The following is a 26,361-nucleotide window of genomic DNA, read 5'->3' as shown; positions in this document are numbered from 1 at the left end:
TTCTTCAGCTCACCGCCCCGGCCCGGGCGCTCTGCAGAGGGGGCCGAGTGATGACGCAGCCGGTACGCATCCCCGCCGACGTCGAGCGCGAGGACACGGTGCTGGCCGGCCTCAACGCCCGCCAGCTGCTGATCCTGGCCCTCACCGGCATCCTGCTCTACGCCGCCTGGACGGCACTGCGGGGCGTGGTGCCCGGATGGGTTTTTGTGCCCCTGGCGTTGGCGCCGGCCGGCTGCGCCGTGCTGCTGGCGCTGGGCAGCCGGGACGGGATCTCCCTGGACCGCCTGGCGCTGGCCGCCGTGCGCCAGCGCCTGGCACCGCGCCGCTACGTCCAGGCGCCCGAGGGCATCAGCCCGCCGCCCGCCTGGCTCGCCGAGCGCGCCCGGGGCGAAGACGGCAACGCGCCCGACGCGGCGCCCTGCTCGACCGCATGGCCCTTGCCGGCCCGGCACGTCACACAGCTGGGCCTGGTGGACCTCGGCACGCAGGGGGTGGCCGCCGTGGCTCTGTGCGGCACCGTCAACTTCGCGCTGCGCACCCCGGCCGAGCAGGAAGCACTGGTGGCCGCCCTCGGCCGCTACCTGCACGCGCTGACGGCTCCGGTGCAGATCCTCATCCGCGCCGAACGCCTCGATCTGTCGGCGCAGGTCGGCGAACTGCACCAGTACGCGGCCGCCTTGCCCCACCCCGCACTGGCGGCGGCGGCCCGCGAACACGCCGACTACGTCCAGCAGCTGGGGCGCGAGGCGAACCTGCTGCGCCGCCAGGTGCTGCTGATCCTGCGCGAGCCCTGGGGCCAGGGCCGCACCGCCGCCGCGGACCTCGAAGGGATCTCCCCCTTCTCCGGGCGCGCCCGGGCCAAGGACAGCGCCCCCGCACCGGCCGGGGATCTCGCGGTGCGGCGGGCGGCCGGGGCGCGCCTGATGCGGCGCCTGGACGAGGCCGCCGAACTGCTCACCCCGCTGGGCCTGTCGGTGGTGGCGCTCGATGGCGCGCAGGCCACCGCCGTCCTGGGCGCGGCCTGCAATCCCGACAGCCTCATGGCCCCCTCCGCCGCGCTCGCCGCACCCGACGCAGTCATCACCGCCGGCGGGTTGCCGGGCCCGGAGGAGGCCGCACCGCCCCGGGAGGAAGCATGGTGAAGCCCCGTCACGGCCGGCCGGACGGCGCGCGCACCCTGCGCCGGCGCCTGGCCCGCGGCCCGCGCACGGCCGCCCGCCCCACCGACCCGGAGCCGGGCGCGGCGTTTGTGCCCGATGCCCTGGTCGTGGCGCCGCGGCATCTGGAGGTGGGGGCCGAGCAGGTGGCCTCCTTCGCGGTGACCGGCTACCCCCGCGAGGTGCATCCGGGCTGGCTGCAGCCCCTGCTGACCTATCCCGGCCGGGTGGATGTCGCCTTGCACATCGAGCCGATCGACCCGGTCACCGCCGCCAGCCGGCTCAAACGGCAGCTGGCCCGTCTGGAATCGGGCCGCCGCTACAGCCAGGACAAGGGGCGCCTGCTGGACCCGCACGTCGAGGCGGCGACCGAGGACGCCTACGATCTCTCCGCCCGGGTGGCCCGCGGGGAGGGCAAGCTCTACCGGCTGGGCCTGTATCTGACCGTGCACGCCGCCGGGCGCGAGGAACTGGCCATCGAGGTCGCCGCGGTGCGCTCGCTGGCCGCCAGCCTGCTCCTGGACGCCAAGCCCACCACCTACCGCAGCCTGCAGGGCTGGGTCACCTGCCTGCCGCTGGGCCTGGACCCGGTGCGCATGCGCCGCACCGTGGACACCGGGGCGCTGGCCGCCGCCTTCCCCTTCACCAGCCCCGATCTGCCCTCCGCCGACCCGGCCTCGCTGTCCGCGCCCGGCGGGGTGCTCTACGGATACAACATCGCCAGCCAGGGCCTGGTGCACTGGGACCGCTTCGCGCTGGACAACCACAACTCCGTCGTCCTGGGCCGCTCGGGTGCCGGCAAGTCCTATCTGGTCAAGCTGGAGTTGCTGCGCTCGCTGTACCGCGGGATCGAGGTGCATGTCATCGACCCCGAGGACGAATACGCGCGCCTGGCCGCCGCGGTCGGCGGCACCTGTGTGCCGCTGGGCACCGAGCGGGTGCGCCTGAACCCCTTCGACCTGCCGCTGCACACCCGGCCCGACGGGCGGCGCAGCGCCCCCAAAGACGCCCTGGTGCGCCGTTCGCTGTTCCTGCACACCGTCATCGGCGTGCTGCTGGGCTCCCCCCTGGCCCCCGGCCAGCGGGCCGCCCTGGACCGGGCTGTGGTGGCCACCTACCAGCAGGCGGGCATCACCGCCGATCCGCGCAGCTGGACGCGCCCGCCGCCGCTGCTGCCCGACCTGGCCGACGTACTGCACCACAGCACGGATGCCGCCGCCGTCGAGCTGGCGGCCCGCCTGCACCCCTATACGGCCGGCGCCTTCTCCGGCCTGTTCAGCGCACCGACCACGCGCCGCACCGAGGGGCATCTGGTCGTCTTCTCGCTGCGCGACCTGCCCGATGAACTCAAGGCGATCGGCACCCTGCTGACCCTGGACGCGATCTGGCGCCACGTCAGCGATCCCGCGCTGCGCGCGCCGCGGCTGGTCGTGGTCGACGAGGCATGGCTGTTGATGCGCGAGCCGGCCGGCGCCGACTTCCTCTTCCGGATGGCCAAGGCCAGCCGCAAGCACTGGGCCGGGCTGACAGTGGCCACCCAGGACATTGCCGACGTGCTCGGCACGGACCTGGGCCAGGCGGTGGTGGCCAACGCCGCCACCCAGATCCTGCTGCGCCAGGCCCCCCAGGCCATCGACGAGATCACCCGCAGTTTCCACCTGTCCGACGGCGAACGCCAGTTCCTGCTGACCGCCGAGCGCGGACAGGGACTGCTGGCCGCCGGCAGCCAGCGGGTGGCCTTCCACAGCGTGGCCTCGCCCACCGAGCACCACCTGGTCACCAGCGACCCCGCCGAACTCGCCGCCTACGCCGCCCAGCAGCCCACGCCCCCAGCGGGCCCGGACGCCGACGCCCCGGGGAACCTGGATGCCCCAGAGGGCCCGGGGCCCGGCCTCGAAGTCGATGCCTACGGCCACATCTTCCTGGATCCCGTCTGACCCTTCCCCCTGCGAAAGGCGGCCCGGTGATGGTTCGCCCCCTGCGCCCGGCGCCCGGCCCGGGCCCCCAACTCGCCGCGCACCCCTCCCCGCTGGAGCACTTCGTGCAAGACCCCTACGGAGCGGCGCAGTCGGCCCTGGACCAGCTGGCGGGGCTGCTGCGCCCGTGGGCACTGCCGGCGCTGGGCGCCCTGCTCCTGGCCACCGGCCTGCTGAGGGTCCTGCGCCGCGGCTGGCGCCGCCGGTGCCACCGGATGCTGATGCACGAGGCGCGGCTCGTGCGGGTGCTGCCCCCGCCCCGGGTCGATGCCGCGGGCGCCGCCGCACTGTGGGCCAACCTGGTCGGCCTGCTGCGGCCGGCCTGGCGCCGGGTGCTGTCCGGGCAGCCGCATCTGGCCTTCGAGTACGTCCTCGACCGCGACAGCGTGCACATCCAGCTATGGGTGCCGGGCAGCATCCCGCCGGGCCTGGTCGAGCGGGCCGTCGAAGCGGCCTGGCCCGGCGCCCGCACCCACAGCCGCCCCTGCCCGCCCCGCCCCGCCGCACCACTGCAGGCAGCCACCGGGGAGTTGCGCCTGGCCCGCAGCGAGGCCCTGCCGCTGCGCACCGACTTCCCCGTCGACCCCCTGCGCGCGCTGCTGGGCGCCCCGGCCGCGCTGGCCCCCGGCGAACGGGCGGTGGTGCAGATCCTGGCCCGGCCGGTGACCGGACACCGGGTCGCCAAAGCCCGGCGCCACGCCCGGCGCACGCCCGCCGCCGCGACCACGCCGGTGCTGGGGCGGCTGCTGGACGGGCTCACCCCCGGCCCGGCCCACCGGACCCGCACGCCGGCACCCGCCGGCCGGCAAGCCGTCCTGGAGACCTCGGCCGCGGATAGGGCCACCGTCGCCAAACAGCGCGGCCCGCAGTACGAGACCCGCATCCGCTACGCCGTGACCACCCCGGCCACCGCCAAGGCGGGCCCGGGCGAGCGCAGCCGGATGCGCGCGGCCCTGCGCGGGCGCGCCCACGCGATCGCCGGCGCCTTCGCCCCCTACACCGAGCACAACTTCTACCGCCGCACCCGTCCGCGCCGCCTGCTGGACCAGCTGGTCCAACGGCGCCTGGACCGGGGCGATCTGTTGTCGGTGGCGGAACTGGCGGCCGTGGCCCACCTGCCCTGGGATCACGCCGTGCCCGGCCTGCAGCGCGCCGGGGCCCGCGCCGTACCCCCGCCGCCCGGCATCGAGGCCCCCGGCCCCGCGGCCAAACCCCTGGGACTGACCGACACCGGGCGCCCGCGGCCCATCGGCCTGCGCATCGCCGACGCCCGCCACCACACCCACATCCTGGGCGCCACCGGATCGGGCAAGTCCGAACTGCTGGGCCACATGATCCTCGCCGACGCCGCGGCCGGCCGCGGACAAGTAGTGATCGACCCCAAAGGAGACCTGGTCGCCGACGTCCTGGCCCGCCTGCCCGCCCACCTCGGCACGAGAATCGTCCTCTTCGACGCCGACAGCACGCTGCGCCCCCCGGTCCTCAACCCCCTGGAGGGCCCGGACCCCGCACGCACCGTCGACAACCTCGTCTCGATCTTCTCCCGGGTCTACGCCTCCTCCTGGGGCCCGCGCACCGATGACATCCTGCGCGCGGGCCTGCTCACCCTGCGGGCGCTGCCGAGCACCCCGACCCTGGCCGACCTGCCCCGGCTGCTGTCGGTGCCCGCCGTCCGCCGCCGCGCGGCAGGACAGATCCACGACGAGGTGCTGCGCGGCTTCTGGTCCTGGTACGAGGACTTGACCGCCCCCGGCCGCGCCCAGGTCACCGCCCCGCTGATGAACAAACTGCGCGGCTTCCTGCTGCGCCCCTTCGTCCGCCAGGCGCTGGCCGGGGGCCCCTCCACCGTCGACATGGAACACGTACTGGACCACGGCGGGATCTGCCTGGTGCGCATCGCCCGCGACACCCTGGGCGCCGAAACCGCCCACCTGGTCGGCTCGGTCATCGTCGCCCGCACCTGGCAGGCCGCCACCGGCCGGGCCCGCCTGCGCCCCAGCCGGCGCCCCGACGCCTCCCTGTATGTCGATGAGGCGCACCACTTCCTCAACCTGCCCTACCCCCTGCAGGACATGCTCGCCGAGGCGAGGGGCTATCGCCTGTCGATGACGCTGGCCCACCAGTACCTGCGCCAGCTGCCCCCGGATCTCGCCGAAGGCATCAGCACCAACGCCCGCACCAAAATCTTCTTCACCTCATCGCCCGAGGACGCCCGCCACCTCGCCCGCCACACCGAACCCCGCCTGGGCGAGCACGACCTGTCCCACCTCGACGCCTTCCACGCGGCGGTGCGCCTGGTCCTGCACGGCGCCGAAGTCCCCGCCTTCACCGCCCGCACCCAGCCGCTGCCGCCGCCCACCCCCGGCCTGGCCCGGCGCAACCGCGCCGCCGCCCACCACCACGCCCGCCCCGCACCCGCACCCCTCGCCCCGCACCTGCCGGGCCCCCGGCCCGCCGACCCGCGCCGCACCGCCCCACCCGCACCCACCCCACCTCCGGGAGGCGAACCACCGTGATCACCAGCCCCGGGCCGCAGCGCTCCCTGCGCGGCCACCGCCCCCAGCGCCCGGGCGGCCGCACCGCCGCCACCGGCGAACACCTGGCCCGCCTCGCACCCCGCCTCACCCCCCGCGACCGCTGGCTGGCGCGCCTGCTCCACGAACACCGGGTGCTGACCACCCACCAGATCACCGAACTGGCCTGGCCCTCCGCACGGGCCGCCAACCAGCGCCTGCTCCAGCTCTACAAGTGGCGTGTCCTGGACCGCTTCCAGCCCTTCCTCACCTACGGCTCCGCCCCCATGCACTACGTCCTGGACATCGCCGGAGCCGCCGTACTGGCCCGCGAAGACGGCGTAGAGATCAGCGACCTGCGCTACCGGCACGACCACAGCATCGGAGTGGCCCACTCCCTGCAGCTGGACCACCTCCTGGGCACCAACGGCTTCTTCACCGCACTGACCGCCAGCGCACGCAGCCGGCCCGGCACCGGCCGGCTGACCGCATGGTGGTCCGAGGCCCGCTGCCGCCGGCACTTCGGCGACATCGTGCGCCCCGACGCCTACGGCCGCTGGCAGGAAGAATCCCGGGAGCTCGAATGGTTTTTGGAATACGACAGCGGCAGCGAACGCCCGGCCGCCCGCGTCAGCGGCAAACTGCCCCGCTACGCCCGCCTCGCCCACCAAACCGGCATCACCACCCCCGTCCTGATCTGGACACCCAGCGCCCAGCGCGAAGCCCGCCTGCGCCCGGCCCTGGCCGCCGCGCTGATGGCCCTGGCCGACCCGGCCTGCGTGCCGCTGGCCACCGCCAGCGCCGAGCCGCTCCCGGACACCGCACCCGGCCCCGCCGGCGCACGCTGGCTGCCCCTGACCCCACCGGACCGCCCCACGCGCCGCCTGCGCCTGAGCGAACTGCCCGCCGCCTGGCCCCACCTGGCGCCGCTGTCCGCTCCCCCGGACCAGCAGGCCGCCAGCGCCCCCGCCTGCCAGATCCTGCCGCCGGCCGGCCCCGGGACCTGGAGTCCGGGGATCGACGGCCAGAAAGGGTGACCCCCCATGGGCAAGATCTTCGCCGCGGTGGGCGCGGTCCTCCTCCTGCTCATCATGGCCATCGCCGCCGGCGCCAGCAGCCTGCTCGCCCCCCTCACCCCGGGCGCCACCCACCCCAGCGCCCGCGCCCTGGCCGACATCCCCGCCGGCTACCTCACCCTCTACCGCACGTCCGCCGCCACCTGCCCCGGCCTGGACTGGTCCACCCTGGCCGCCATCGGAAAGATCGAAACCGATCACGGCCGTTCCCCGCTGCCGGGCGTGCGCAGCGGATCCAACTACGCCGGCGCGCAGGGCCCGATGCAGTTCCTGCGCCCGACGTTCGACAGCGTCATCGCCCAGCGCCCCCCGCCCCCCGGCGGTGCCACCCCGCCCTCCCCCTACAACCCCCACGACGCGATCCACACCGCCGCCGCCTACCTGTGCCAGTCCGGAGCACGCCACAACGCCGACCTCCGCAAAGCGATCTTCGCGTACAACCATGCAAACTGGTACGTCTCCCAAGTCCTGGCCCAGGCCCGCAAATACCGCAGCAGCCACCCCGTCGACGCCCGGGCCACCGCAGCCGCCGCGCCCGCCCGCCCCGCCCTGCGGGCGCTCAGCTACGCCCGCAACCAGCTCGGCCTGCCCTACATCTGGGGCGGCGACGGTCCCGCCGCCGGAGACCGCGGCTTCGACTGCTCCGGCCTGACCAAAGCCGCCTACACAGCTGCGGGCATCACCCTCCCGCGCACGGCCCAGCAGCAATACGCCGCCGGCCCGCGCCTGCCCTGGGGAGCGCCCCTGCGGCCCGGTGACCTGGTGTTCTACGGCCGCCCGGACGGCGGCATCCACCACGTCGGCCTGTACATCGGCGACCGGAAAATGATCGATGCCCCGGGGCGCTCCCGGAACATCAGAATCGCCCCCTACCGCTACCCGGGCGATGACTATGCGGGCGCCACCCGGCCCGCCACGTGATACGGACGGAGGGCCCGCGTGGTCACCACGCTAACCGGCGGCGCGGGCTGCGCTCGCGGGCCGGCCCCTCACCCCCTGATGCGGTCCTGGCGCACCCCGTAGGGCGTGACAAGTGTCCGTGATCTCGACGGAGGCGGGGCGCCCGGGTGGGACAGGTACAGCAACGTGCCTCTCCGCTCGGCCCGTTCACGCCGCCCTGCTCGCGTCGGGATCGGGTGCCGCAGCGCTGCGTCGGGTTCCCCGAGCGTGGCGAGCAGCTCCGCTGCCGTGCTCCCTGCGCAGCTCCCGCCACGCCCCCGCCCGCATCGCCGAGCGCAGACGCGAACCCAAAGTCGCAAACGGCTAAGGGGCGGTGGCCCCGGCGTGCTCGGCCACCGCCCTCTGCGTGCTGCCGTCCTGCGGCTCAGACCGCGGCGCCCGCCAGTACGTCGTCCAGCGTCCGCAGCGTGCCGAGATCGAGATCGTCGACACCGCCGGTGACGGCCCGCAGCATGTTGCGCTCCGCGCGGACGGCTCCGCGCACCGTCTGTTCGTGGTGCGTGAAGGTGTTGACGGCCTGCAGCACCCCGTAGGCCGTGTGCTGCCAGGGCGCGACCCGCATGTCGTTGCGCCACAGCCGCTCCAGGCTGTCGCGCTTGTGCTCGGCCATCGTGCGCGAGCGGCCCGGCTCCTGCGGCAGCGGGGCGTGCGCGTCGAGGAAGTCGGCCCACTGCCGCTCGCTCACGCTCGTCTCGCACAGCCGCTTGACCTCGGCCGCGAAATCGTCCGCGATCTCGTAGACGATGTTCAGCGCCTGGCGGGCCTCACCGAGCCGCAGTTGCGAGTAGCGCGAGTGGCGGATCTTGAGCTGCTGGCCGGCTTCGGCCAGTCCCGCGCACATCGAGTTATCGCACACCACGTTGGTCACGGCCCGCTTAAAGGTCGTCGCCAGCGAGCCGTCAAAGCTCGTCGCACCGAACAAGTGCGGCCTAAATTCCACCCCTTCCGGGGTGACGACGTTCTCCGGCACCTCCACCGACACCCAGGCGACCGCCCCCTGCCGCAGCAGACCGGCCGATCCGATGGCCAGGTCCGCGTCCAGCAGCTGCGCGATGGTGTCGATCAGCCACTCCTCGTAGGCGTGTGCCTGATACCCGTCGCCGAAGATGCCCAGCACATGGCCGGTGTCGCTGCGGACAAAGGCCCGGCGCTCGGGGACGGGCACCAGCCCGCCGGTGACGGGACTCTCCACGTACACAGGGCTGGCCACGGCCTGCCATCCGAACAGCCGCCGTTTGACGTCGTCCACGGGGATGGCACCGGGGTAGTGATTGGTCTCGGCGCTCTGCAGGTTCGCGCGGTAGTGCCACGCGCTGCCGCGCTGGTCGGTGAACCCGATCAGTGTGTTCGCGTTCAACCATTGCAGAGATTCCTTGGACATGGCCTTTCTCCCTTCCGGGTTGACGATGCACAGGACGCAGAGGGCGGGCGGCAGCGGGCCGCCCGCCCGCTCCGCGGAGGTCCGCACCGGGCCGTGCGCCGGCGCACCCGAGTGCTGCCGGCATCGTGGTCTACCCGGTGCACAGCAGGCAGTTGCAGGCATGTGTCTCGTGCGGGCAAGGTTCTGCTGCGCCGTTGCACGGCCGGCCGTTGTCGGCCTGGCAGGGCTCGTCTCCGTGGCACATGAGGGTGTCGCCGCTGCACGCGACGGGGTCATCCCCGTTGGCGGCCGTATAGTCGCCGCCGCCCGGATCATCGGCGCAGGGCCGCAGTGCGTAGACGGCGCCGCAGGTCATGCACCGTTCGCACGACGCACCGTCGAGGTGGCCGTCACAGCCGCCGTCGCTGGAGAAGCGGTGACCGAAGCTGGACCACACATGCGTGATCGCTGAGAGTTCGGGTGTACTCATGCGGTGCGCCTCCGTTTCCGGAGCAGGAGCCCGGGCGTCCGGCCGCGAGGATCTACCGGAACACCCGGGCGCTGGGACAGGCACCCGGCGCCGCGATCATCGCGGCACGGTGCGCGCGCCGCCGCCCACAGGGCGGGGAAACAGCCGACCGGGCGGGGCGTTCAGGGCGTTTCAGCGCTCGCAGCTGTAGGCGAGATCGGGCGCACCCAGCAGGCTGGGCGGCCCGGTGAAGCCCACTTCCGGGACAGCGTCGTCAGCCAGTGCGCTCTCGCTGCACGCGCGCGCCGCGACCTCATCCGCCGGCACGGGCCAGGGCATGTCCCGGACGTCCGGCGGCTCTCCGCAGCGCGCCACGACGCACAGATCGCGGATATAGCGCGGGTGCAGCGCGGATCCGAGATTGTGATACGCCGTGATCTGGAAGGTTTCCTCGAATCCCCGGAGGCCCCGGTACGTCGCGCAGCAGGTGCGCACGGTGGCGGCCGGGTAGGTGCAGAACAGCAGGAACAGCACGTCCCGGTAGGCGTGCCAGCAGGCGTAGGGGCCGTGCCGGCCGGATGCGGCCGTGCGCGCGCCAAAGCCTCGGCTGTCGGCCACGCGCAGGCGTGCCACGGTGGCGCAGTTGCCTGCGACGTGCGCGTCCGGGGCGACGATCACATTGGTTTCGTAGCGATCGCCGGACACGTCGGCGGTCAGTGCGCGGAAGTCGTTCGGGGAAACGCCTTGGATGTTCATGGCGTCGTGCGCCTCCTTGGCAGGCAGCGGAGGGCCCCTCCCCCGCGCGCCGGCGAGGGAGGGTGTAACTGCGGTTCGGGGCAGCGGTCGGCCTGCTAGCGGCCGGGCCGGGCTGCTGCATTCCAGTCACCGGGCAGGAAGCCGCCGCGGCTGATCCACTCGTCGAGGGCCGCGACGTGTTCCAGGACGTCGATCAGTTCGCCGCTCCAGTCCTGTGCAGGATTGGCGGCAACGGAATCGAGTCCGTCAACGGCACGCCGTAAGCTCGCCAGTGCGGCATCGGGATCCATGGGAAAACCCCTTCTCTTCGCCCTCGTTTCGGATTCGGGCGCTTTCTCGGTTTCACATACATACGGGCCGCGGACGGCCCCGATTACCGATCGCCGGAGACATTTCCCATGATTTTCGGGAATAGCAAAGGGCTCCGGAGGGGATCTGCCGTATCCTCCGGAGCCCTTTGCGCGGCTGCTATGCGGCGCGGCTCATTTGTGCGCCGCGGTAGACAAGTTCATCGCGTGCCGTATCCAGCCGCCCCCTCAAGTCACGCCATTCCAGGGCGGCGGCATCCCGTGCGCGCTGCACTTTGGACGACGAATTCCGCGGCCCCCCGTACAGCGCCTGCGCCGCTTTGCCGAACACGGCCTCCCGCCCCAGATCGTCGGCCTGGCCGGCTATTCCCAACAGCAGCGCAAGGGTCCGGTAGCCGCTTCCGCTTCCCCACGCCGCCCGGAAGATGGCCGCGCTGTGCGCGGCCAGGTAGGGCGCCACGGCCAGGGTCTGCAGCGTGTCGGCGTGCCGGATGCCGCGCATGGACTGCGCACCGGGCTGCGCGTCGGCGTCGTCGGGCCGCACATCCAGCCGGTAGCCGTTGGCTGCGGCCGCGTCCCGGACGGCCCAGTACTGGAGGGTGGCCCGGGTGACGACGATGGTGCGGCCATCGCGCTTCTCGTACTGCCAGGCGGCCGGCGCACGCGTGGCGATCCAGTGTGCGGCAACAGCGCACCGCCCGGTGATCTCCCCGAGCCGTTTGGCGAACCGCAGGACGGCATCCTGCGTGACATCGTCGCTCACATCGTCCGTTCCGTACGGCGCGAATCCGGCGCCCGATACGGTGGCGCTGCCGTCCATCCGCTTGCGGGAGCGCGTGCCGTCCACGGCGCGGCAGTACGCGCGTGACTTGCGCTGGATTTCCCTGAAATCGTCCGGCGTCACCTGCGCCATGTGTTCGGCTGTGACGCTGAGAGTCGAATTGCTCACGATCGCTCTCCGATCGTCCGCGACGTGCACCTATTGCACTACGCCTCGACAATTCAATTGTCCCGCATTCTCGCTGCAATTCAATAGGCTGCGCGAAGATGATGAATTCCCGCCGAGGCGGCCAAGCGGACAGTTAACGGAATCCGATTACCTGCCCTCGGCCCGGGAAAATGGATATCCACCCAGAGAGCGATCAGACCAGGAAAGGCCGTAAATTGCACCATGAAACAAGAAATGAGGAAAGTTATAAGAAGATGGGAGGGCAGAACTGGACCGACCGCACCAACACCGCCCCCGCCCGCCGACATGTCTGTCCAAGTGCCCCTGCGGGACATGGAGTTGCGCGCCGCGCAGGAAGACGGGACGGCCCGACGACCTGCACCAAGACCCGGAGAGGGGGCTGCTGCTCTAGCAGGCAGGCGCGCAGGCAGACCGCTCGGACCGTGGAAGCGACCGGCCGGCGGAGGCTCTGTGTTGAAGGAATGCGCGGCGAGAGACGCGACCGGGGCGGGTGGCCGCGGTCGGCAGCACGCCGTCCGCCGCCGTTCCCATCTCACCGCGGTGCGGCTAAATCACCGGCTGCCCGCCGATGGCCGGGCCACATGTCGCCGTAGGCCGCGTCAAAGAACTGTGCCTGCGGTCGGCGCAGCGTGGACGCGTCGGATATGCCGTCCCTGGCCGCCTCCGCGAGGCGGGCCGCATAGCGGTAGGCGGCGCCCCGCAAGGATTCGCTTCTGGCCGCCAGGTCGATTTCCGCGTGGGCCAGCCACAGGTCATCGACGAGGCGGCCGAGGTCGGGATCGGCTGACGCGTCACCACCGCCCGAGCGGGCAAGCGCGGTTTTCTCCGCCTGCGATGCGAGAGCCAGGAATTTCAGGACGGCGTTCTTGATTTCTGCCCGGTGCGCGGCTGACTCCTGTGCTTCGAGCTGGCGCGCGCTTTGTCGGGCCACGAGGTGCTGGCCGAACAGCGATCCGCCCGCGCCGAGCGCCACACCGGCCAAGGACAACAGCGCCGGCCCCAAGGCTCCCCAAGATCCCATGAGGAGAGTCTCTCAACACAGCGTTCGTCACCGTGCGGGAAGCCCCGCCCTCAGCGAACCGCCCCTGCCACCCCGGTGGTAGGGGCGGCTTCAGGCTCTCTCCTCTTCGTACCGGAGGCTGCCGTCGCTGCCCCGGGGGTGCTCAGAGAGCGGCACGACCCGGAGGGTGAGCCGGCACGGCGGGCAGAGGTAGACGACGCGGCCCGCGGTGCTCGCCACGTGTTCCAGGGCGACCGGGACCGGCGCGGATGTCGGTGCGTCGCACGCACGGCACACCCTGGTCACGGGCCTGAACTCCCCCGGCAGTCCGGGGCGCACGCCCACAGTTCGACGGTCTCGCCCGGCGTGTACGGATGGCGCACCGTGCCGAGCAGGCGGTCGCGGAACAGACGGGCCCCGCACAGCGCGCACGCCTGCTCGTGGAGCTGCTCGTAGTTCAGGCTCTTGGGGTCGGGCAGCGGCCCGGTCTGCACACTCACGGCGTCTGCCCCCGCACGGTGGTGCCCACTTCGGCGACGCTCGCCCGCAGCACCTCCTCCTCGCGGGCCGGCCGGACGTCCTCCGGCCTGGCGTCCCACTCGCGTCCGCCGCCCGGCGGCCGCAACTGCACATACGGACCCTCGTGCCCCATCACCCGGCCCAGCCGCATCCGCCGGGTATCGATGACGAGCTGTTGTTGCAGGGCGTCCTGGTGGGTCGTTCGCCCGGTGTCCCGGGGCTGGTTTTCGTCCATGGTGGCGGCTCCCTGTCGGTCGGCCACACCCCCGGTCTGGCTACGCCGCGGGTGCGGGGACGGTGTGCACGACGGAGCGTCGCCCGTCAGGACGGACGTATCTCCTGTCCTTTCGCGGACACTTGGGCCCGCCGGGCGCTACCGTGGAAAAGGCCCAAATGTCCTGGGGGATACCTTGAACAGGAACCTACGATCAGCTATGGATTCGGCCGGGCGGTCGCCGCGCCGGCTCGCAGCCCGCATCGGGGTAACCGGCAAGACCATCGAGCGCTGGCTCTCGGACGAAGAGCTGGTGCCCCATGCCAGGAACCGGCAAGACGCTGCACAGGCGTTAGGAGTTGACGAAGAGATGTTGTGGCCCAAGGCCGTGAAGGACCGCATCAAGGCAGGAGGAGACCTCGAGCTCGTCCAGTCGTATCCGTACCGCTCTGCGGCTCCGTCCACCGTGTGGAGCGACCTGATGGGCGCCGCCTCACAGGACATCTTCTTTGCCGGGTACACGAACTACTTTCTGTGGACCCAGCTCCCGGCCTTCTCCGATGCTTTGCGCCGCAAGACGGAGGCGGGGTGCCGCGTCAGGTTCCTGATCGGCGACCCTGAGGGCGAGGTGACGCGACAGCGCGAGATCCTCGAGGACGTCACTCTGACGGTATCCACACGCGTGCGCATGACCCTGGAGGCACTGTCCCGGCTCGGGCCCCTGGACGGCATGGAGGCGCGCTTCAGCGCCCCCGAGGACGCCCCCAACCACGTCGCCCTGAGCGTTTTCCGATTCGACCAGGACGCTCTGGTGACGCCGCACCTAGCGCGCCTGGTCGGGCATGACTCCCCCCTCCTGCACCTGCACCGCCGGAGCGAGGGAGGCATGTTCGACCGGTTCGCGGAGCATGCCGAGGAGCTCTGGAGCAGGGGCGTGCCGACCGGCTCGTAATCGTTCTGCTGCAGCAGTTCCCCGGCCCTCGTCCGTGAGGGCTGGCCGCAGTCGGCGATGCTGTGAACCTGGCCTCGCACGCGGCGATCCGCCAGGTCAGGGCCGTGACCGTCGTCCTGCCGCTGCCCTCAATCCGGGCAGGCCTGACAACGTACCAGTTGGCACCTCGACCCAGGAGCTGTTGACGGTCGTGGCGCCGGCCGCCGCGTGGGCAGAGAAACACGCCGCCCTCGTGGCACGCACGCCCCGGGACTGCAGAAGCGGGCACCCCGAGGACAGGCCTTCTGCCGGCACCCCTCTCCTCAATTACCCGGTTCTGGGGTGCGGTTGTCGGGTCTTCCTCCGGCCTCCAGCATCTCGAAGTGCGTCAGCGTCGCAGCGCCGGGCAGCTGGTCCAGCTCGGCCAGGGCCCTTTTGAGCAGCTCCAGCGTGCGCGGGATCGCGTCGTACTCCTCGAGCTGCGCCTGCACGCGTGCGATGTCGCGGTAGATGGCCTCGTTGTAGCGGTCTCGCTCCCGGGCCTGCTCCAGCAGATCAAGGGCACGGTCCGGGTCCGTTCCCCGCAGCACCCGCACCAGCGCACTGACCGCGTCGAGGTACTCACGGCGCAGATTCTCCCGCGGTGCCTCGGCCCACTCCCCCGCCACGTCATCCGCGAAGTCTCCCGCGTAGCGATCCACCACCTGGCGCAGGGCCGCCTGGCGGCCTCCCTCGCCCTCCTGTGTCCGGGCGGCCCGGAGTGCGTCTTTGAGCTCCCACAGATCGACACTGACCTGCCGCTCGTCCAGCCCGTAGCGGGTGTCGTCGCGCCAGGTGATGCCGGTGATCACCCCGTGTGTGGTCGTGCGCAGGACCCGGCGCAGCTGGCTCAAGGTGGCGTGAAACGCGTTGAACGGCCGGGTGTAGGGGGCGTCGGGCCAGATCGCCGCCGTCAGTTTCTCGCGTCGCGCCCCCTCACGCTGCAGGGCGAGGTGGGCCAGGAGTTCACGCTGTTTGGGGGGCATCATCCCCGTGACATCTGCCGGTTGTGCCCCTCCTGGTGCACGGTAGGTGACGGTCACGCGCCCCAGAACGCAGATGCGGATCAGTCGATCGCCGTCCCCGGACCGCCGGACCGGGTTGGCATCTCCCCGAAGAGCCGGCGCCCTGTCCTCCGCGGCGCCGGCTGCTCTTTGCTCGCCCGCGCCGGGCGGTGCCGGCGGCTGTCGGGAGTCGGCGGCACGCGGTGGGGGCACGGATGGCGATGCTCGGGGGTCCTGGCCGAACGGGTGCGTCGCGCTCTCTTCGGCGGCCGCCTCGAGGAGGAGGTCGAGGATCGCTGCGGCGGGCTCGGGCGGCACGGTGAACAGCCGGGCCCCCGCGAAGGCTTGGGCGTGGGCGGGGCTGGCGGCCCCCACGGTTCCATCATCCCGCACCCGCAGGGTTCCTCCCGGGCGCCACTGGCCGATCAGAATGCCGGCCATGCCGAGCGCTGCACCGCTGTCGAGGATGGCCTGCACCCGGCGTTCCTCCTCGGCCGGCACCACGGCGATAAGCACGATCTGCGGTGTGACGCGGGCGGGGCCGGCCGCGGTGGCGTCCTCGGAGCGTGCCCGGGTACGGGAGAGGATCTCGGTCTCCATCAGCTGCAGCGCCTGGGGCAGATCCGCGACGATGCGCAGCCGCCGTCCGGCGGCACCGGCGGTGCGCCGGCCCAGAAGCCGTTGTGCTTCCCCTGCCCCCATGAGGAGCTCCACCTCCGCCGCCCCTTCTCCTGGCCGCTCGGCCATCAGGCTGAGCAGGAGCGCCCGGGTCGCGTCCAGTGCGCCGGGACCCGTGAGACCCAGGCCCCGGCTTCGGGCCAGATCCCAGGCCAGGTCCTGGCCGTCTTTGACCCCCAGGACACGGGTCGTGGCCTGCGCCGCCCGCCGCGCGCGGCCGCACCCCACGGCGTCCCGGCCCGGCCTGCCGGCCCCGGCACCGGTTGCGGCCGCTGCGGCCTGCGGGGTCCGGGCCGGCCTGCCCTCGGATCCGGCGGGCTGCGCGCTCGCCCGGCGCAGGGCGCGGATGACGGGCGCGAGGCGGAGGTCCTCGCGCGCGCCGCTGCCCGGCCGGTAGCGGACCCTGCGGCGACGGCGTGCGAACAGGAGGGCCGCAGCGATGACGGCGGCGGTCCCCGCCCCGATGAAGACGCCTTCGGGCAGGTCCAGGCCGGAGCCGCCGGGGGGCTGCGGCGCCGCGGACGACGGCGTGCTGGGGGACGTCGGGGTCTCTGTTCCTCCGGAGGGCGGCGCCGGGCGGGACGGGGGCACGGGAGGATGCCCGCGCCCGGGGTCATCCCCGGGGTCCGGGCGCGGGGCGGGGAGCCGCAGCACCCATCCGGGGCGGATGAGGCCGGGATCGATCAGTGCGTGGCCGTCCGCCTGGCGGCGCCCGTAATTCAGTGCGTAGATCTCCGGCCAGCGGCCGCCGTCGTCCAGGTGCCGGTCGGCGATGCGCCAGAGACTGTCGTGGACACCGTTGAGCGGGGGGCGCACCAGAGCGGTCGTGTCCTTCTCCCAGGGTGCGGCGGGGTTGCTGCCGTCCTGCTCTGCCCGCGGCAGCCGGAGGGAGGTGCTCGGCGCGTCGGCGGTGATCTGCCGCTTCGGTGCGGCCAGGGACGCCTGGGGGACCCGGCCCGGCAGGAGCGCCAGGGCCGCTGCGCCCAGCAGGGCGGCAGCCAGCACTGTCAGCGGCCCGCCCGCGACCGCCGGGCGGTGCCCGCCTGTGGCGCGCCGCAGGCCCTCGACGGCGGTGCGCAACACCCCGCCCAGGAAGGCCAGCCAGGTCGCCCACAGCACGCACGCCAGGACCTTCAGCAGCAGCGACGCGTTCAGCGGTGCGGTCAGCGAGGCAGCGGCTTCCCGCCCGGCCGGGAGGTGATCGGGCAGCGGCCATCCGACGTACCGGCAGAGCCCCCAGGGAAGGCCCGCCACCAGCGCGACGAGAAGCAAGGCGGCCAGGGTGCCACGTACGAACAGCTCGACGCGGGCGGCGAGTTGGGCGGACAGCGTCCCGTGCTCCCGCCGGTGTCTGCGCCGTCCCGGTCTGTGCCGTCCGCGGGCCATGGCAGCGCGGCCTACGGTTCCGTGGTGTCCGCCCCGCGTACGGGGCGGGCGCGTCCGGGGGCGGTTACGGTCAGGCGCTCCGCGGCGATCAGGCCCGGCAACGGCATGCACGGTCGCATGGTGGCGCTGACCGTGACGGAGGTTGCCGTGGCGCTTACGGTGCGGGCGCTTTCGGTGGCCGAGAGGGAGGTGTGCGTGCGGATCCGGGTCTCGTCGGGGAGCAGGAGTCCTGCGCCGATTGGGGCAGCACGCCGGGCCGCCGGGGGTGGAGAGGGGTTCACCGCGGCCACCCCGGCCCGCCGTGGTGCGTCTCGAGGCCCTCGGCCGTCAGGGCGCCCAGGGTCTGGGAGCGCAGCGGCATGCCGGGCTCGGCCCGCAGGCCGGGCCCGGGGCGGTAGACCTCGTTGGAGATGATCTGCCGGCCGTCGGCACCGATGACTTCGCGCACGGAGGACACCACGCGCTGGGCGGGTTCGTCCCGTGACCGCTCCAGATGTACGACGAAGTCCAGCGCCGAGGCGACCAGGAGATTGGTGGCTTCCGGCGGCATCCGCTCGGCTCCCTGGACGGCGTAGGCGGCGAAGCGGGTGAACGCTCCGCGGCTGGTGGAGGTGTTCACGGACGCCATGGAGCCGTCGCTGCCCTGGCTCATGGCGTTGCACAGCGGGATCACTTCGGGCCCGCGGACCTCGCCGACGATGACCCGGTCCGGGGCCATCTGCAACGCCCAGCGCACCAAGTCGCTCTGGCTGACGGCTCCCTGCCCGCCGGCACGGGCCTCGCGGGCCTGCAGCGCCACCACATCGGGATGGGCCTGCGGGTCGCCGTCCAGGCCCAGCTCGAAGACGTCCTCGATGGTGATCAGGCGCTCGGCGGGCGGGATCTCGGCGGCCAGCGCGCGCAGCAAAGTGGTCTTGCCCATCGCGGTGCCCCCGGTCACCAGCATGTTCTTGCGGGCCCTGACCGCCGCGCCCAAGAACGCCTCCAGGCTGCGGTCGATGGTGCCAAGCTGGCGCAGCTCCGCCAGCGAGACGATCGGGTGGCGGTGGCGGCGGATGGACACCGAGGGCCGGGCGGACACCGCCATCACCGCAACGACCCGCTCGCCTGAGGGCAGTTGGAAGCGGACGCTGGGGCTGCCCCGGTCGAAGCAGCGCTCCTGCGCCCCCGAGCGGGCGGCCAGGCTGCGGATCAGCTGGATGAGCTCGGCGTCGGAGCCCGCGACGGACGGCAGTTGTGCGCGGCGTCCGTCGACGTAGCGCACAAAGACACAGTCGCCGTTGATGTTGATGGTCTCCAGGTCCGGGTTGTGCAGCAGCGGCTCGAGTCCGGCCAGGCCGCACACTTCGTCGAGCACCGCTGTGATCACCTGCTGCTCGGTCTCGGGCGGCAGCATCTGCTCGCCGCGGGCCAGCTGGTGGCGCGCATGTTCCTCGGCGGCCTCGGCCAGGATCGTCTCGGCCGCAGCGCGCTGCTCGGCGCCGGTCCACCGGGCCCGGCCGGCAGCCGGGGCAGGGTTGCTGCCGAGGCGCTCGGACAGCCGCTGCGAGAGCTCGCGGTGCAACTGCTCCTGGAGCTGCTCGCCCACGCCGTTGCCGGCCATCGCCGCCGGGCCTGCTTCGGGCAGGTCGGGGGGTCTGCTGACGGCCGCTCGCGGATCAGCGCGGTGCGTGCCGGTGTGCGGCAGAGGTGCTCCCGCTGCGGTGCCCGGCGGCGCCGGGTGCCAGCCCGTGGGCCCGCTCACCGCACGCTCTCCGGGCCGCCCGCCGCAGGGCCGCCGCAGGGCTCTCTGCTCGCCGGCAGGCCGGCTTGGTCACCGGGCACGGCGCCTTCGGCGGGCCGGACGGTGCTGCGCGGCGCCTGCTGCCGCCCGCCCTGGCCGTCCTTCCCGGCACCGCGCCCGCATCCCGGATGCGGATGCTGCGCGCCGCCGGCGGGCCCCCGGCCGCCGCCACCCCCGACCGGCCCCGCACCCGCAGCCGACGGCTCCACGGCCGGGCCTGCCGCGCTGCCGCACGCCCGGCTGCTCACCACGATCCGGCCCCTTGGCGTGCGAAGCGCGCAACCTGCCACTCCCCGTGCTGCTGCATGTTCACCTCGGCCTTGATCGCCTGACGTCCTCGGGTCTTGTCGGCGGCGAACGCGCCGTTCTTCTTGCGGTACTTCGGCCAGCGGGAGGGCGCCCCGCAGTCAAAGGCGATCACCGAGGCGTAGCCGGCGGGCGGGTCAGCCCGGGGCACGCGGGGCGGGCTCTGCGGATTGCGCCGGGGTGCCAGATCGCTGCGGCTGTCGGCGTACCTCTGACGGGAGAGCGCACCCCGCGCATCTTCCATGGCCTGCCGGGCCAGTTGCGGCGGCTTCCAGTCCGGGGCCCTTCCCGCCTCCGCCCCGACCCGCCGCATACCGAGGGACGCAGACATCGCCCGTAGTTGCGCTGGCTCCGGGGGAACTGCGGTACGTGCCGCCCCCGTCTGCACAGGACTTGGCGCCCGGCTCCCTCCCGGGTGCTCATCCCTCTTCGGGTCATGTCCCGAGTCGCTGCAGGCCGCCACGATCAGCAGCCCCGTTGCGCAGATTCCGGCACACGCCGCTAACCGCCGTCTGCTCCACAGCCGACGCTTCTGACACACCACGACCACCCCGCCTCACGACAGACGCAGATTCGGGCCCGGCGTACGGGAGTGCGCGGGCGCAGGTACCCATACTCCCGACTCCGGCACACATTGCAAGATGCTGATGCGAAGCAGTTTGAGACTGCACACGAGAGCGCAAGGTCATTTACGCCGTTAAATCCCGCTATATCGAGTAACTGAGACCTTCTTGCGCTCACAAGCAAAGATTAAGTATCGCAATCCTCAACGGGCGGAGTCCGTCTGCAGCAGCCCACCCGCGCTCGCCTCACCGAAATCCCGTCGCCCAATTTCGACGCAGCAACGATTAAAATCGACGCGGTGTAGACTTTCACTGCGGAGGGCGCCCCGGCTCCTCGTGAGACCTCTCTGGAGGAACTATGGACAAGCGGAACTGGCTCATCACCGGCGTCAGCACAGGCCTGGGGCGCGCTTTCGCCCAAGCCGCCCTGACGGCCGGGCACACCGTCATCGGCACCGTTCGCTCCGAGGAGGACCTGCGGGCCTTCGAAGAAGTCAGGCCCGGGCACGCTCACGGCCGCATCCTGGACGTGACGGACGGTGACGCCGTCTCCGGCGTGGTCGCGGAGGTCGAGCGGAGCGTCGGCCCCCTGGACGTCGTCGTCGCCAACGCCGGATACGGCCTGGAGGGAACCTTCGAGGAGACGCCGCTGGCCGAGGTGCGGCGGCAGTTCGAGGTCAACGTGTTCGGGGCGGTGGCCACCCTGCAGGCGGCGCTGCCCTACATGCGCGCGCGCCGCCGCGGGCACCTGATGGCCGTCACTTCCATGGGCGGCCTCATGGCCGTGCCCGGCATGTCCGCCTACTGCGGCAGCAAGTTCGCGCTGGAAGGCATCCTGGAGGCGCTGGGCAAGGAGGTGGCGCAGTTCGGAATCCACGTGACGGCGGTCGAGCCCGGCTCCTTCCGCACCGACTGGGCCGGACGGTCCATGACACGCACCGCGCGGACCGTCGACGACTACGACGAGTTGTTCACCCCCATCCGCGAAGCGCGGCAGAAGGCCAGCGGGAACCAGCTGGGCAATCCCGCCAAGGCCGGAGAAGCCCTTGTGCACATCACCTCGGTCGAGCAGCCGCCGGCTCACCTCGTCCTGGGCTCGGACGCGCTGCGGCTGGTCACCGCCGCGCGCACGGCCGTGGACGAGGACATCCGCGCGTGGGAAGCGCTCTCCCGTACGACCGACTTCGCCCAGGGCGCTCAGCTCTGATGCCCGGCCACCATTCCGCGCGCGGCCGTCGCACCACCGAGCGCAAGGGGGATGTCCGGGAGCGGGCCATCCTCGACACCTGCGAGGCCTTGCTGGCGCACAAGGGCTACGACGCCATGACCGTCGGCGACGTAGCCCAGGGCGCCGGTATCACACGTGGTGCCCTGTACTTCTACTTCGGCTCCAAACAAGAAGTGGTCACGGCACTCGTGGCCCGGACCGTCGAGCATCTGTGGGAACGGTCCCGGGTCACGGCGCAGACGGACGAGCCGCGTCAGGCCATCGCGGCGGCCATGCAGCGCACGGTCGAGCTGTGGAACGAGCACGGCCGGGTCATGCGCACGGCAATCGACCTGTCGTTGACCGTGCCGGAGATCGGCGAGCTGTGGAACCACACAGCTGACCTGTTCATCGCGGCCATCACCGCCGTCCTGGAACGCGCCGGCATCCAGGCCGGCGCCGCACCGGACCAGGCCTCGGCGATGGCACGCGCCCTGTGCTGGATGATCGAGCGGACCTTCTACCACGCCTCACAGGAATCCCGCGAGAAGCTCCAGGAGGCGTCGGCGACATGCGAACACATCTGGCTGACCAGCGCCGGCCTGACCACCTGAGGCATCTGCCGTGATCGCGGCGAGGCGCGCAACCACGAAGTTCCGGTCGGCCCTTGCCCGCGAAGGGGGCGCCTGTTCGTGTCGTTATGCGGCGAGGTAGTCGCAGACGAACGCCGTACGCACCGCCTTCCCAGCCCTGGTGGCCGTCTGGTGCTTCGCAGGCAAGTTCTTCGCCACCCGTCCCGTGATCGCCAAGGCACTCAGCCGCTGAGGCCACATCCTCCTGCCCGGTGTCCTCATCGCGATCGGCCTGCTGATCCTCATCGAAGGCGGAGACTTCAGTCTGCAGCCCACCGGGGGCCAGGAGCCCGCCCCTGGCCCCGCCGCTGGGGGCGCTCGGGGTACGGACAGGCGAACCAGCTCATGGGCAAGTGGCTGCCGTATCGATCCTGATGCCGGTCACGGTGTATGCCGAGGAAAAGTTCACGTGGTGATTCGGTGAGAGGCAGAGGTACTGCGTTGCGCCGCTGCTGTTGACGACATAGCGGAGGTACGCCCGGTCGTCGTTGCGAGTGTTGTTGACCCAGTCCGCGCCACGGCTGTTGGCGCCGAGGTTCTGGTAGGCGGTAGTGACATCTTGGTACGCGGCTGTGGGACTGGCGCTGTTCCACTGGCTGTTGGTCTGGTAGAAGCAGACCCGGGGCCATGCGCATCCGTTGTAGGAGTCGGCCGATGCGGCGGGAGCCGTAGCCAACGCCGTGGCGGCGAGCCCGGCAACTGCCGTGCAGACAACCGCGATTCGCTTCGACGAGTTCATGGCGTTCAACCTGGCAGCGGAATACCCGGTTCAGGAGAGGGCTTTCTGGCCGCATCGCTGCGACTGCCGCCGCCCGAGTGCAATACGAGCCAGGTGGCATGCCCGTTGGCGCAAGCGTCAGGTCAGCAGTACCCGCACCAGCAGAGACTCCCTGGGAACCGCGCGACTGGGCGAGGTCATCCACGCCTTCATCGACGCGAGCCCGCCCACCCGGCCTTCGGGCACAGCCGCGGGGCGGGAGCCGGGCTATGGGCAACCGTCAGCCGCGACCGTGGATCGTGTCGGCCGAACTGTGTTCGCTCATCGCGCCGTTCCTGCCGGAGCCTGCTCCGAAGCTGGCGAGGCGGACATCTACCACAGCTTCCGGGGGCCGGCGTGCACACGGGCCAGAGGTGGTTCCAGCTCGAAGGACAGGTGCAACCGTAGTTCGCTTCTCGTCTCGGCCTTCCGGCTTCCACGGTGCATGCGGTGCTCGATCGCTGCAGCCTGGACCGGCTCACCCACATCGGCGACATGGCGCGGGGGCCTGTCATCCGCGGGCAGAACCGCCCTGCGCGTTCACAGGACTGCGAGCGCGTCCCAGTCCTCGATCGCCGCTACCCATTGCCGCAAGTACGGGAGGAACGCGGCCTCCCTGTTGACACCACAGGTGATGATTTCCCGCACGTACAAGGCAAGCGGGGTGACAAGGCTCCACAACAGCGCCGCGCGGATGTCGTCCGCCGACTCCGCCGCGCTGTATCCGCTCACCCCGTGCTCGAGGAGTTGGTCGTGGTAGGAGCGCAGCAGGTCCGCACCCGCCGCCCGCCGCGTCTCGGCGGTGATACTAGTGGCCAGAAACCGCGCCACGTCGAGCATCGGATTCCCTCGCTGCACGAAATGGAAGTCGATGAAAGTGACGGTAGGCCGGGCGCCGGTCGTATCGAAGGACATGTTCTGACAGTGGAAGTCGCCGTGCACGAGAGTGCACGGCGATCGGGAGAGCCGCGCGGCGAGCGCATCGAGGTTGCGCACAAGCAGGCGAGGGATGTCGCCGAGTACAGCGGGCCATTCCCCGGTGTAGGCCCGCAACCACCGGAAGCACAGGGCAGAACCATCCGCGTCAGCAGGTGTGCCCAGCCAGGCAAGTGCGGCAGGAAACTCGCGGTTCCACCAGTGCCCGTGCAGCCGGCTGATCTCGGTCAGAGCCAATGCCGCCTGCTCAGGCGAGCAACCGTGCAACTGATCGACGAATCCCTGGTCCCCGAGATCTTCCAGCACCAACACGCAGTCCCCGGGCTGCTCGCCGATGGCGCAGTGGTAGATCTGCGGGCCTCGGATGTCGGCGGACTCCAGGGCCCGCGTCCGGTAGAAGCGGGCCTCGGCCACAGCCAGCGTCATACCTTCGGTGAACGTCGAGGACGGACGCTTGATGATGACTGAGCGCGGTGCCCCCTCGGTGTCGGGCGCATAGTCCAACCACATCCGCTCCACCTGCCCGACCCATCCGAACCCCTGGAGCTGCCCGGTCCGCAGTCCGGTGACCAGGCCGTCTGAACTGAGCAGGCCGTTGCCGCGCAGCGCTGCGGTCACGGTGTCGGGGGTGAGCGCTCCCGTTTCGGCCGGGGCGCCGACTTGGCCGTGGTCAGCTAGCACGATTATTCCTCTTGCCTGTCGACGACATCGGGCTCACCGAATTCCGAACAGAAAGGGAGGCCATCGCTCACCTTTATTTGCGCCCCGATGGTGGCTTCGGCGCTCTTCGCATGTCAAACCGATGGATAGGCGAGTCACTCACATGGCCTCACTTCTTTGCGGCCCGGGCTCGCGCATCGGTAGGGTTTCCAGCCCTGGCTCCTCGAAGGTTCATCACCCCCTCAACGCTGCCTCTGGTCACCGCAAATCCTTTCCGACGCAGGATGGGTGGGATGCATGACCAACGGTTTGCTGCCCTGAGAAGACATCGTTTCTTGCGGACACCGAAAGGCATGGCCAGTTGAGTCTGCGCATTCTCATGTCGACAGTCCCCGGCTGCGGCTATCTGTTCCCCATGCTGCCGCTGGCCCGCGCACTACGCGCGCGCGGACACGCGGTGGCTGTCCTCACAAGTGCCGACTTGGCATGGGCCCTTGAACATGAGGACGTCGAACTGCTGGCTGCTGGTCCCTCGCTCGCGGCACTGGCACGCGAGGTCGGCAGCAGCGTGGCGGACAGCGAGGTCAACTCGACCCCGGAGTTCACCGCCGAGGTGTTCGCCGGTGTGCGCGTCGACCTGACCGTCAGGGAGGCGATGGACGTCGCCCACGGGTGGGAGCCCGACCTGCTGGTCCACGATTATCTCGATCTCGTCGGCCCGATGGTCGCGAGCGCCGCACACATCCCGTTCGCGACGCTGGCCCTCGGCCCCGGGCTCCCCGCAGCCGTCACGGACGCGATCAACACACGAGCCAAAGAGTCCTACGCGTCCCTCGGCATCGAGCTGCCGCCGCAGGGCGCTGCGATGGGGAACTGGTATCTCGACCTCTGCCCGCCGGCTCTGCAGCAGGACGCGTGGCAGCCACCGGCACCACGGATCGGGCTGCGCCCCGAACCGCACAGTCAAGCGCCATCGGTGCCGGTCGTTCCCCCGGCATCCGACGACCGCCCGACGATCTTGGTCACCTTCGGTACGTTCTTCACCGACCCGATGGTGATCTCGTCGCTGCTACGCGGTCTCCAGAACCTCGACGTGAACGTGCTGGCACCGATCGGCCTGGGGCGGGACGCGGCCGAATACGACGTCGACCCAGAACAGGTACGCCTGGTGCCCTTCGCGCCGATGGCCGCCCTCCTCCCCGGTGTCTCGGCGGTCATCACTCACGGCGGTGTCGGCACCATCCTGGCAGCGTTGTCGCGCGGTATCCCGCTGATCGTCGTTCCCCAGGGGGCAGACCAGTTCCGGCAGGCCGAGCGAGTGACATCCGCAGGTGTCGCAGTCAGCCTGCTCCCCGGAAGAACCTCCGCAGATGACGTTGCCGACGCGGTACGCCAGGTGCTGGCCAGCGGGTCGGGCATCCCGGCTGCTGCGCATGGGATCGGAGCTCAGATCGCATCGATGCCCTCGCCGTCGACGGTCGCCGCACTTCTCGAAGAGGCCATCACGGGTGCTGATTTTAGAGGGACAGAGGGTCCCGGTACCGCACATCGATAGCCGCCCCGGCTCGTTGCCCATTGACGAACATCAACGGGAAGTTTCCGCACAGAACCAGGACTAGGGCGCATCCGGGCGCTGAGGGAGCTGGAAACACATGGTCAATACGGAAGACGGCTGCGTCCCGTCGTCATCGCAGCCTGAGGTGACGGCTGCGTCAGGGGCCAAACTGCTGTACACGGCGCAACTGGAGTACCAGGACGGCCAGTACACGCTCATCGTGCAGGACCAGGATCGCAACCGTGTGCACGTGAGCCCGGTCTCCAGGAAAGTCGTGGACAAGCTCCCCTTCTATCTGGCCATGCTCAAGAAGACACGGAAGTGACAGCGGTCGGCCGGGGCGTGTCCGCTCCCCGGCCGGACCTCCGCACGCCGTCGTCTTCGAGACGAAGCCGATCGCGTTCGCACCACGCGACGTCGTTCCCGGCACCGACCGGGCATCCGTCGCCCAGCCCGGCATCGGTGCCGTGATCTGGCTCCACACCCACCGACGTCCGGGCCATCCACGATGCTCTCGCCGCCGCCGGCCACACCATCGTCTCCGCACCGATCGACGGCCCCGTCGGCCGGACCTTCGCCGTCGCCGCTACCGCCTCGTCCATGAAGAGCCGGTCATTCTTCGACGGGCCGCAGAGCGCGCCCGTGG

23 protein-coding genes and 1 pseudogene are annotated in these 26,361 nt (G+C 71.5%); 11 read left to right on the top strand and 13 right to left on the bottom strand.

The features are described 5' to 3' along the window. The first annotated feature begins 50 nt into the window (after window positions 1-50). The 5 genes from ACWFR3_RS01770 to ACWFR3_RS01750 are packed head-to-tail and all read left to right on the top strand — an operon-like array spanning window position 51 to window position 7,643. Window positions 51-1,142, top strand: a complete 1,092-nt coding sequence (locus tag ACWFR3_RS01770) for a PrgI family protein (RefSeq protein ID WP_453732519.1) — start codon at window positions 51-53, stop codon at window positions 1,140-1,142. Next, on the top strand, window positions 1,136-3,094 hold the full coding sequence (locus tag ACWFR3_RS01765; protein ID WP_453732518.1) for a VirB4 family type IV secretion system protein: 1,959 nt from the start codon (window positions 1,136-1,138) through the stop codon (window positions 3,092-3,094). Before ACWFR3_RS01770 ends, ACWFR3_RS01765 begins: the two co-directional genes overlap by 7 nt. 29 nt (window positions 3,095-3,123) lie before the next feature. Next, entirely contained in the window at window positions 3,124-5,649 is a 2,526-nt protein-coding gene (locus ACWFR3_RS01760) for a type IV secretory system conjugative DNA transfer family protein (protein WP_453732517.1), read from the top strand. Continuing rightward, window positions 5,646-6,683 (top strand): replication-relaxation family protein, encoded by a 1,038-nt coding sequence (locus ACWFR3_RS01755; RefSeq protein WP_453732516.1) that lies wholly within the window; start codon window positions 5,646-5,648, stop codon window positions 6,681-6,683. Before ACWFR3_RS01760 ends, ACWFR3_RS01755 begins: the two co-directional genes overlap by 4 nt. 6 nt (window positions 6,684-6,689) lie before the next feature. After that, a complete protein-coding gene (locus ACWFR3_RS01750; protein ID WP_453732515.1) occupies window positions 6,690-7,643 on the top strand; it encodes a C40 family peptidase in 954 nt (317 codons plus the stop codon). A 403-nt stretch (window positions 7,644-8,046) separates the two neighbouring features. Here the strand turns inward: ACWFR3_RS01750 and ACWFR3_RS01745 are convergent, their stop codons facing one another. From ACWFR3_RS01745 to ACWFR3_RS01710, 8 genes are all read right to left on the bottom strand, one after another. After that, window positions 8,047-9,063, bottom strand: coding sequence for a DUF932 domain-containing protein (locus ACWFR3_RS01745; protein WP_453732514.1), 1,017 nt, complete (start codon window positions 9,061-9,063; stop codon window positions 8,047-8,049). 130 nt (window positions 9,064-9,193) lie between these two features. After that, a complete protein-coding gene (locus ACWFR3_RS01740; protein ID WP_453732513.1) occupies window positions 9,194-9,532 on the bottom strand; it encodes a hypothetical protein in 339 nt (112 codons plus the stop codon). Window positions 9,533-9,703: 171 nt separating this feature from the next. Next, window positions 9,704-10,267, bottom strand: a complete 564-nt coding sequence (locus ACWFR3_RS01735) for a hypothetical protein (protein WP_453732512.1) — start codon at window positions 10,265-10,267, stop codon at window positions 9,704-9,706. 95 nt (window positions 10,268-10,362) lie between these two features. Beyond that, window positions 10,363-10,557 carry a hypothetical protein gene (locus tag ACWFR3_RS01730; protein ID WP_453732511.1) on the bottom strand — a complete coding sequence of 65 codons (195 nt, stop codon included), beginning with the start codon at window positions 10,555-10,557 and terminating at the stop codon, window positions 10,363-10,365. Between the two features lie 178 nt (window positions 10,558-10,735). After that, on the bottom strand, window positions 10,736-11,524 hold the full coding sequence (locus ACWFR3_RS01725) for a hypothetical protein (protein WP_453732510.1): 789 nt from the start codon (window positions 11,522-11,524) through the stop codon (window positions 10,736-10,738). Window positions 11,525-12,077: 553 nt separating this feature from the next. After that, entirely contained in the window at window positions 12,078-12,566 is a 489-nt protein-coding gene (locus tag ACWFR3_RS01720; protein WP_453732509.1) for a hypothetical protein, read from the bottom strand. A 281-nt stretch (window positions 12,567-12,847) separates the two neighbouring features. Beyond that, window positions 12,848-13,045 (bottom strand): hypothetical protein, encoded by a 198-nt coding sequence (locus ACWFR3_RS01715; RefSeq protein WP_453732508.1) that lies wholly within the window; start codon window positions 13,043-13,045, stop codon window positions 12,848-12,850. Continuing rightward, entirely contained in the window at window positions 13,042-13,299 is a 258-nt protein-coding gene (locus tag ACWFR3_RS01710; protein WP_453732507.1) for a hypothetical protein, read from the bottom strand. The genes ACWFR3_RS01715 and ACWFR3_RS01710 overlap by 4 nt, the downstream gene beginning before the upstream one ends. 349 nt (window positions 13,300-13,648) lie before the next feature. On the opposite strand from ACWFR3_RS01710, the gene ACWFR3_RS01705 reads away from it, so the two are divergent. Continuing rightward, window positions 13,649-14,230 (top strand): XRE family transcriptional regulator, encoded by a 582-nt coding sequence (locus ACWFR3_RS01705; RefSeq protein WP_453732506.1) that lies wholly within the window; start codon window positions 13,649-13,651, stop codon window positions 14,228-14,230. Between the two features lie 302 nt (window positions 14,231-14,532). Here ACWFR3_RS01705 and ACWFR3_RS01700 read toward each other — a convergent pair whose 3' ends face one another. From ACWFR3_RS01700 to ACWFR3_RS01690, 3 genes are all read right to left on the bottom strand, one after another. Then, window positions 14,533-17,316, bottom strand: coding sequence for a hypothetical protein (locus tag ACWFR3_RS01700; protein WP_453732505.1), 2,784 nt, complete (start codon window positions 17,314-17,316; stop codon window positions 14,533-14,535). A 277-nt stretch (window positions 17,317-17,593) separates the two neighbouring features. Further along, a complete protein-coding gene (locus ACWFR3_RS01695; RefSeq protein WP_453732504.1) occupies window positions 17,594-19,060 on the bottom strand; it encodes a CpaF family protein in 1,467 nt (488 codons plus the stop codon). 283 nt (window positions 19,061-19,343) lie between these two features. Beyond that, a complete protein-coding gene (locus ACWFR3_RS01690) occupies window positions 19,344-19,736 on the bottom strand; it encodes a hypothetical protein (RefSeq protein ID WP_453732503.1) in 393 nt (130 codons plus the stop codon). Window positions 19,737-20,326: 590 nt separating this feature from the next. On the opposite strand from ACWFR3_RS01690, the gene ACWFR3_RS01685 reads away from it, so the two are divergent. Next, complete coding sequence (locus ACWFR3_RS01685; RefSeq protein ID WP_453732502.1) at window positions 20,327-21,175, top strand: oxidoreductase; 849 nt, start codon at window positions 20,327-20,329, stop codon at window positions 21,173-21,175. Beyond that, window positions 21,175-21,789, top strand: a complete 615-nt coding sequence (locus ACWFR3_RS01680; RefSeq protein ID WP_453732501.1) for a TetR/AcrR family transcriptional regulator — start codon at window positions 21,175-21,177, stop codon at window positions 21,787-21,789. The genes ACWFR3_RS01685 and ACWFR3_RS01680 overlap by 1 nt, the downstream gene beginning before the upstream one ends. Before the next feature lie 361 nt (window positions 21,790-22,150). Here ACWFR3_RS01680 and ACWFR3_RS01675 read toward each other — a convergent pair whose 3' ends face one another. Continuing rightward, window positions 22,151-22,546: a hypothetical protein gene (locus ACWFR3_RS01675; RefSeq protein WP_453732500.1), complete on the bottom strand. Its 396-nt coding sequence runs from the start codon at window positions 22,544-22,546 to the stop codon at window positions 22,151-22,153. Between the two features lie 558 nt (window positions 22,547-23,104). After that, complete coding sequence (locus ACWFR3_RS01670; RefSeq protein WP_453732499.1) at window positions 23,105-24,118, bottom strand: phosphotransferase; 1,014 nt, start codon at window positions 24,116-24,118, stop codon at window positions 23,105-23,107. 403 nt (window positions 24,119-24,521) lie between these two features. Here ACWFR3_RS01670 and ACWFR3_RS01665 point away from each other — a divergent pair, with 403 nt between their 5' ends. From ACWFR3_RS01665 to ACWFR3_RS01655, 3 genes and pseudogenes are all read left to right on the top strand, one after another. After that, window positions 24,522-25,715 (top strand): glycosyltransferase, encoded by a 1,194-nt coding sequence (locus ACWFR3_RS01665; RefSeq protein ID WP_453732498.1) that lies wholly within the window; start codon window positions 24,522-24,524, stop codon window positions 25,713-25,715. A gap of 97 nt (window positions 25,716-25,812) precedes the next feature. After that, window positions 25,813-26,040, top strand: a complete 228-nt coding sequence (locus ACWFR3_RS01660) for a hypothetical protein (RefSeq protein WP_453732497.1) — start codon at window positions 25,813-25,815, stop codon at window positions 26,038-26,040. A gap of 13 nt (window positions 26,041-26,053) precedes the next feature. After that, window positions 26,054-26,300, top strand: a pseudogene (locus ACWFR3_RS01655) (VOC family protein); the annotation flags it as partial. Window positions 26,301-26,361 lie beyond the last annotated feature (61 nt).

The sequence above is a fragment of the Streptomyces sp. NPDC055189 genome (assembly GCF_053606765.1).
This window is presented reverse-complemented; position numbering and strand designations above follow the sequence as displayed.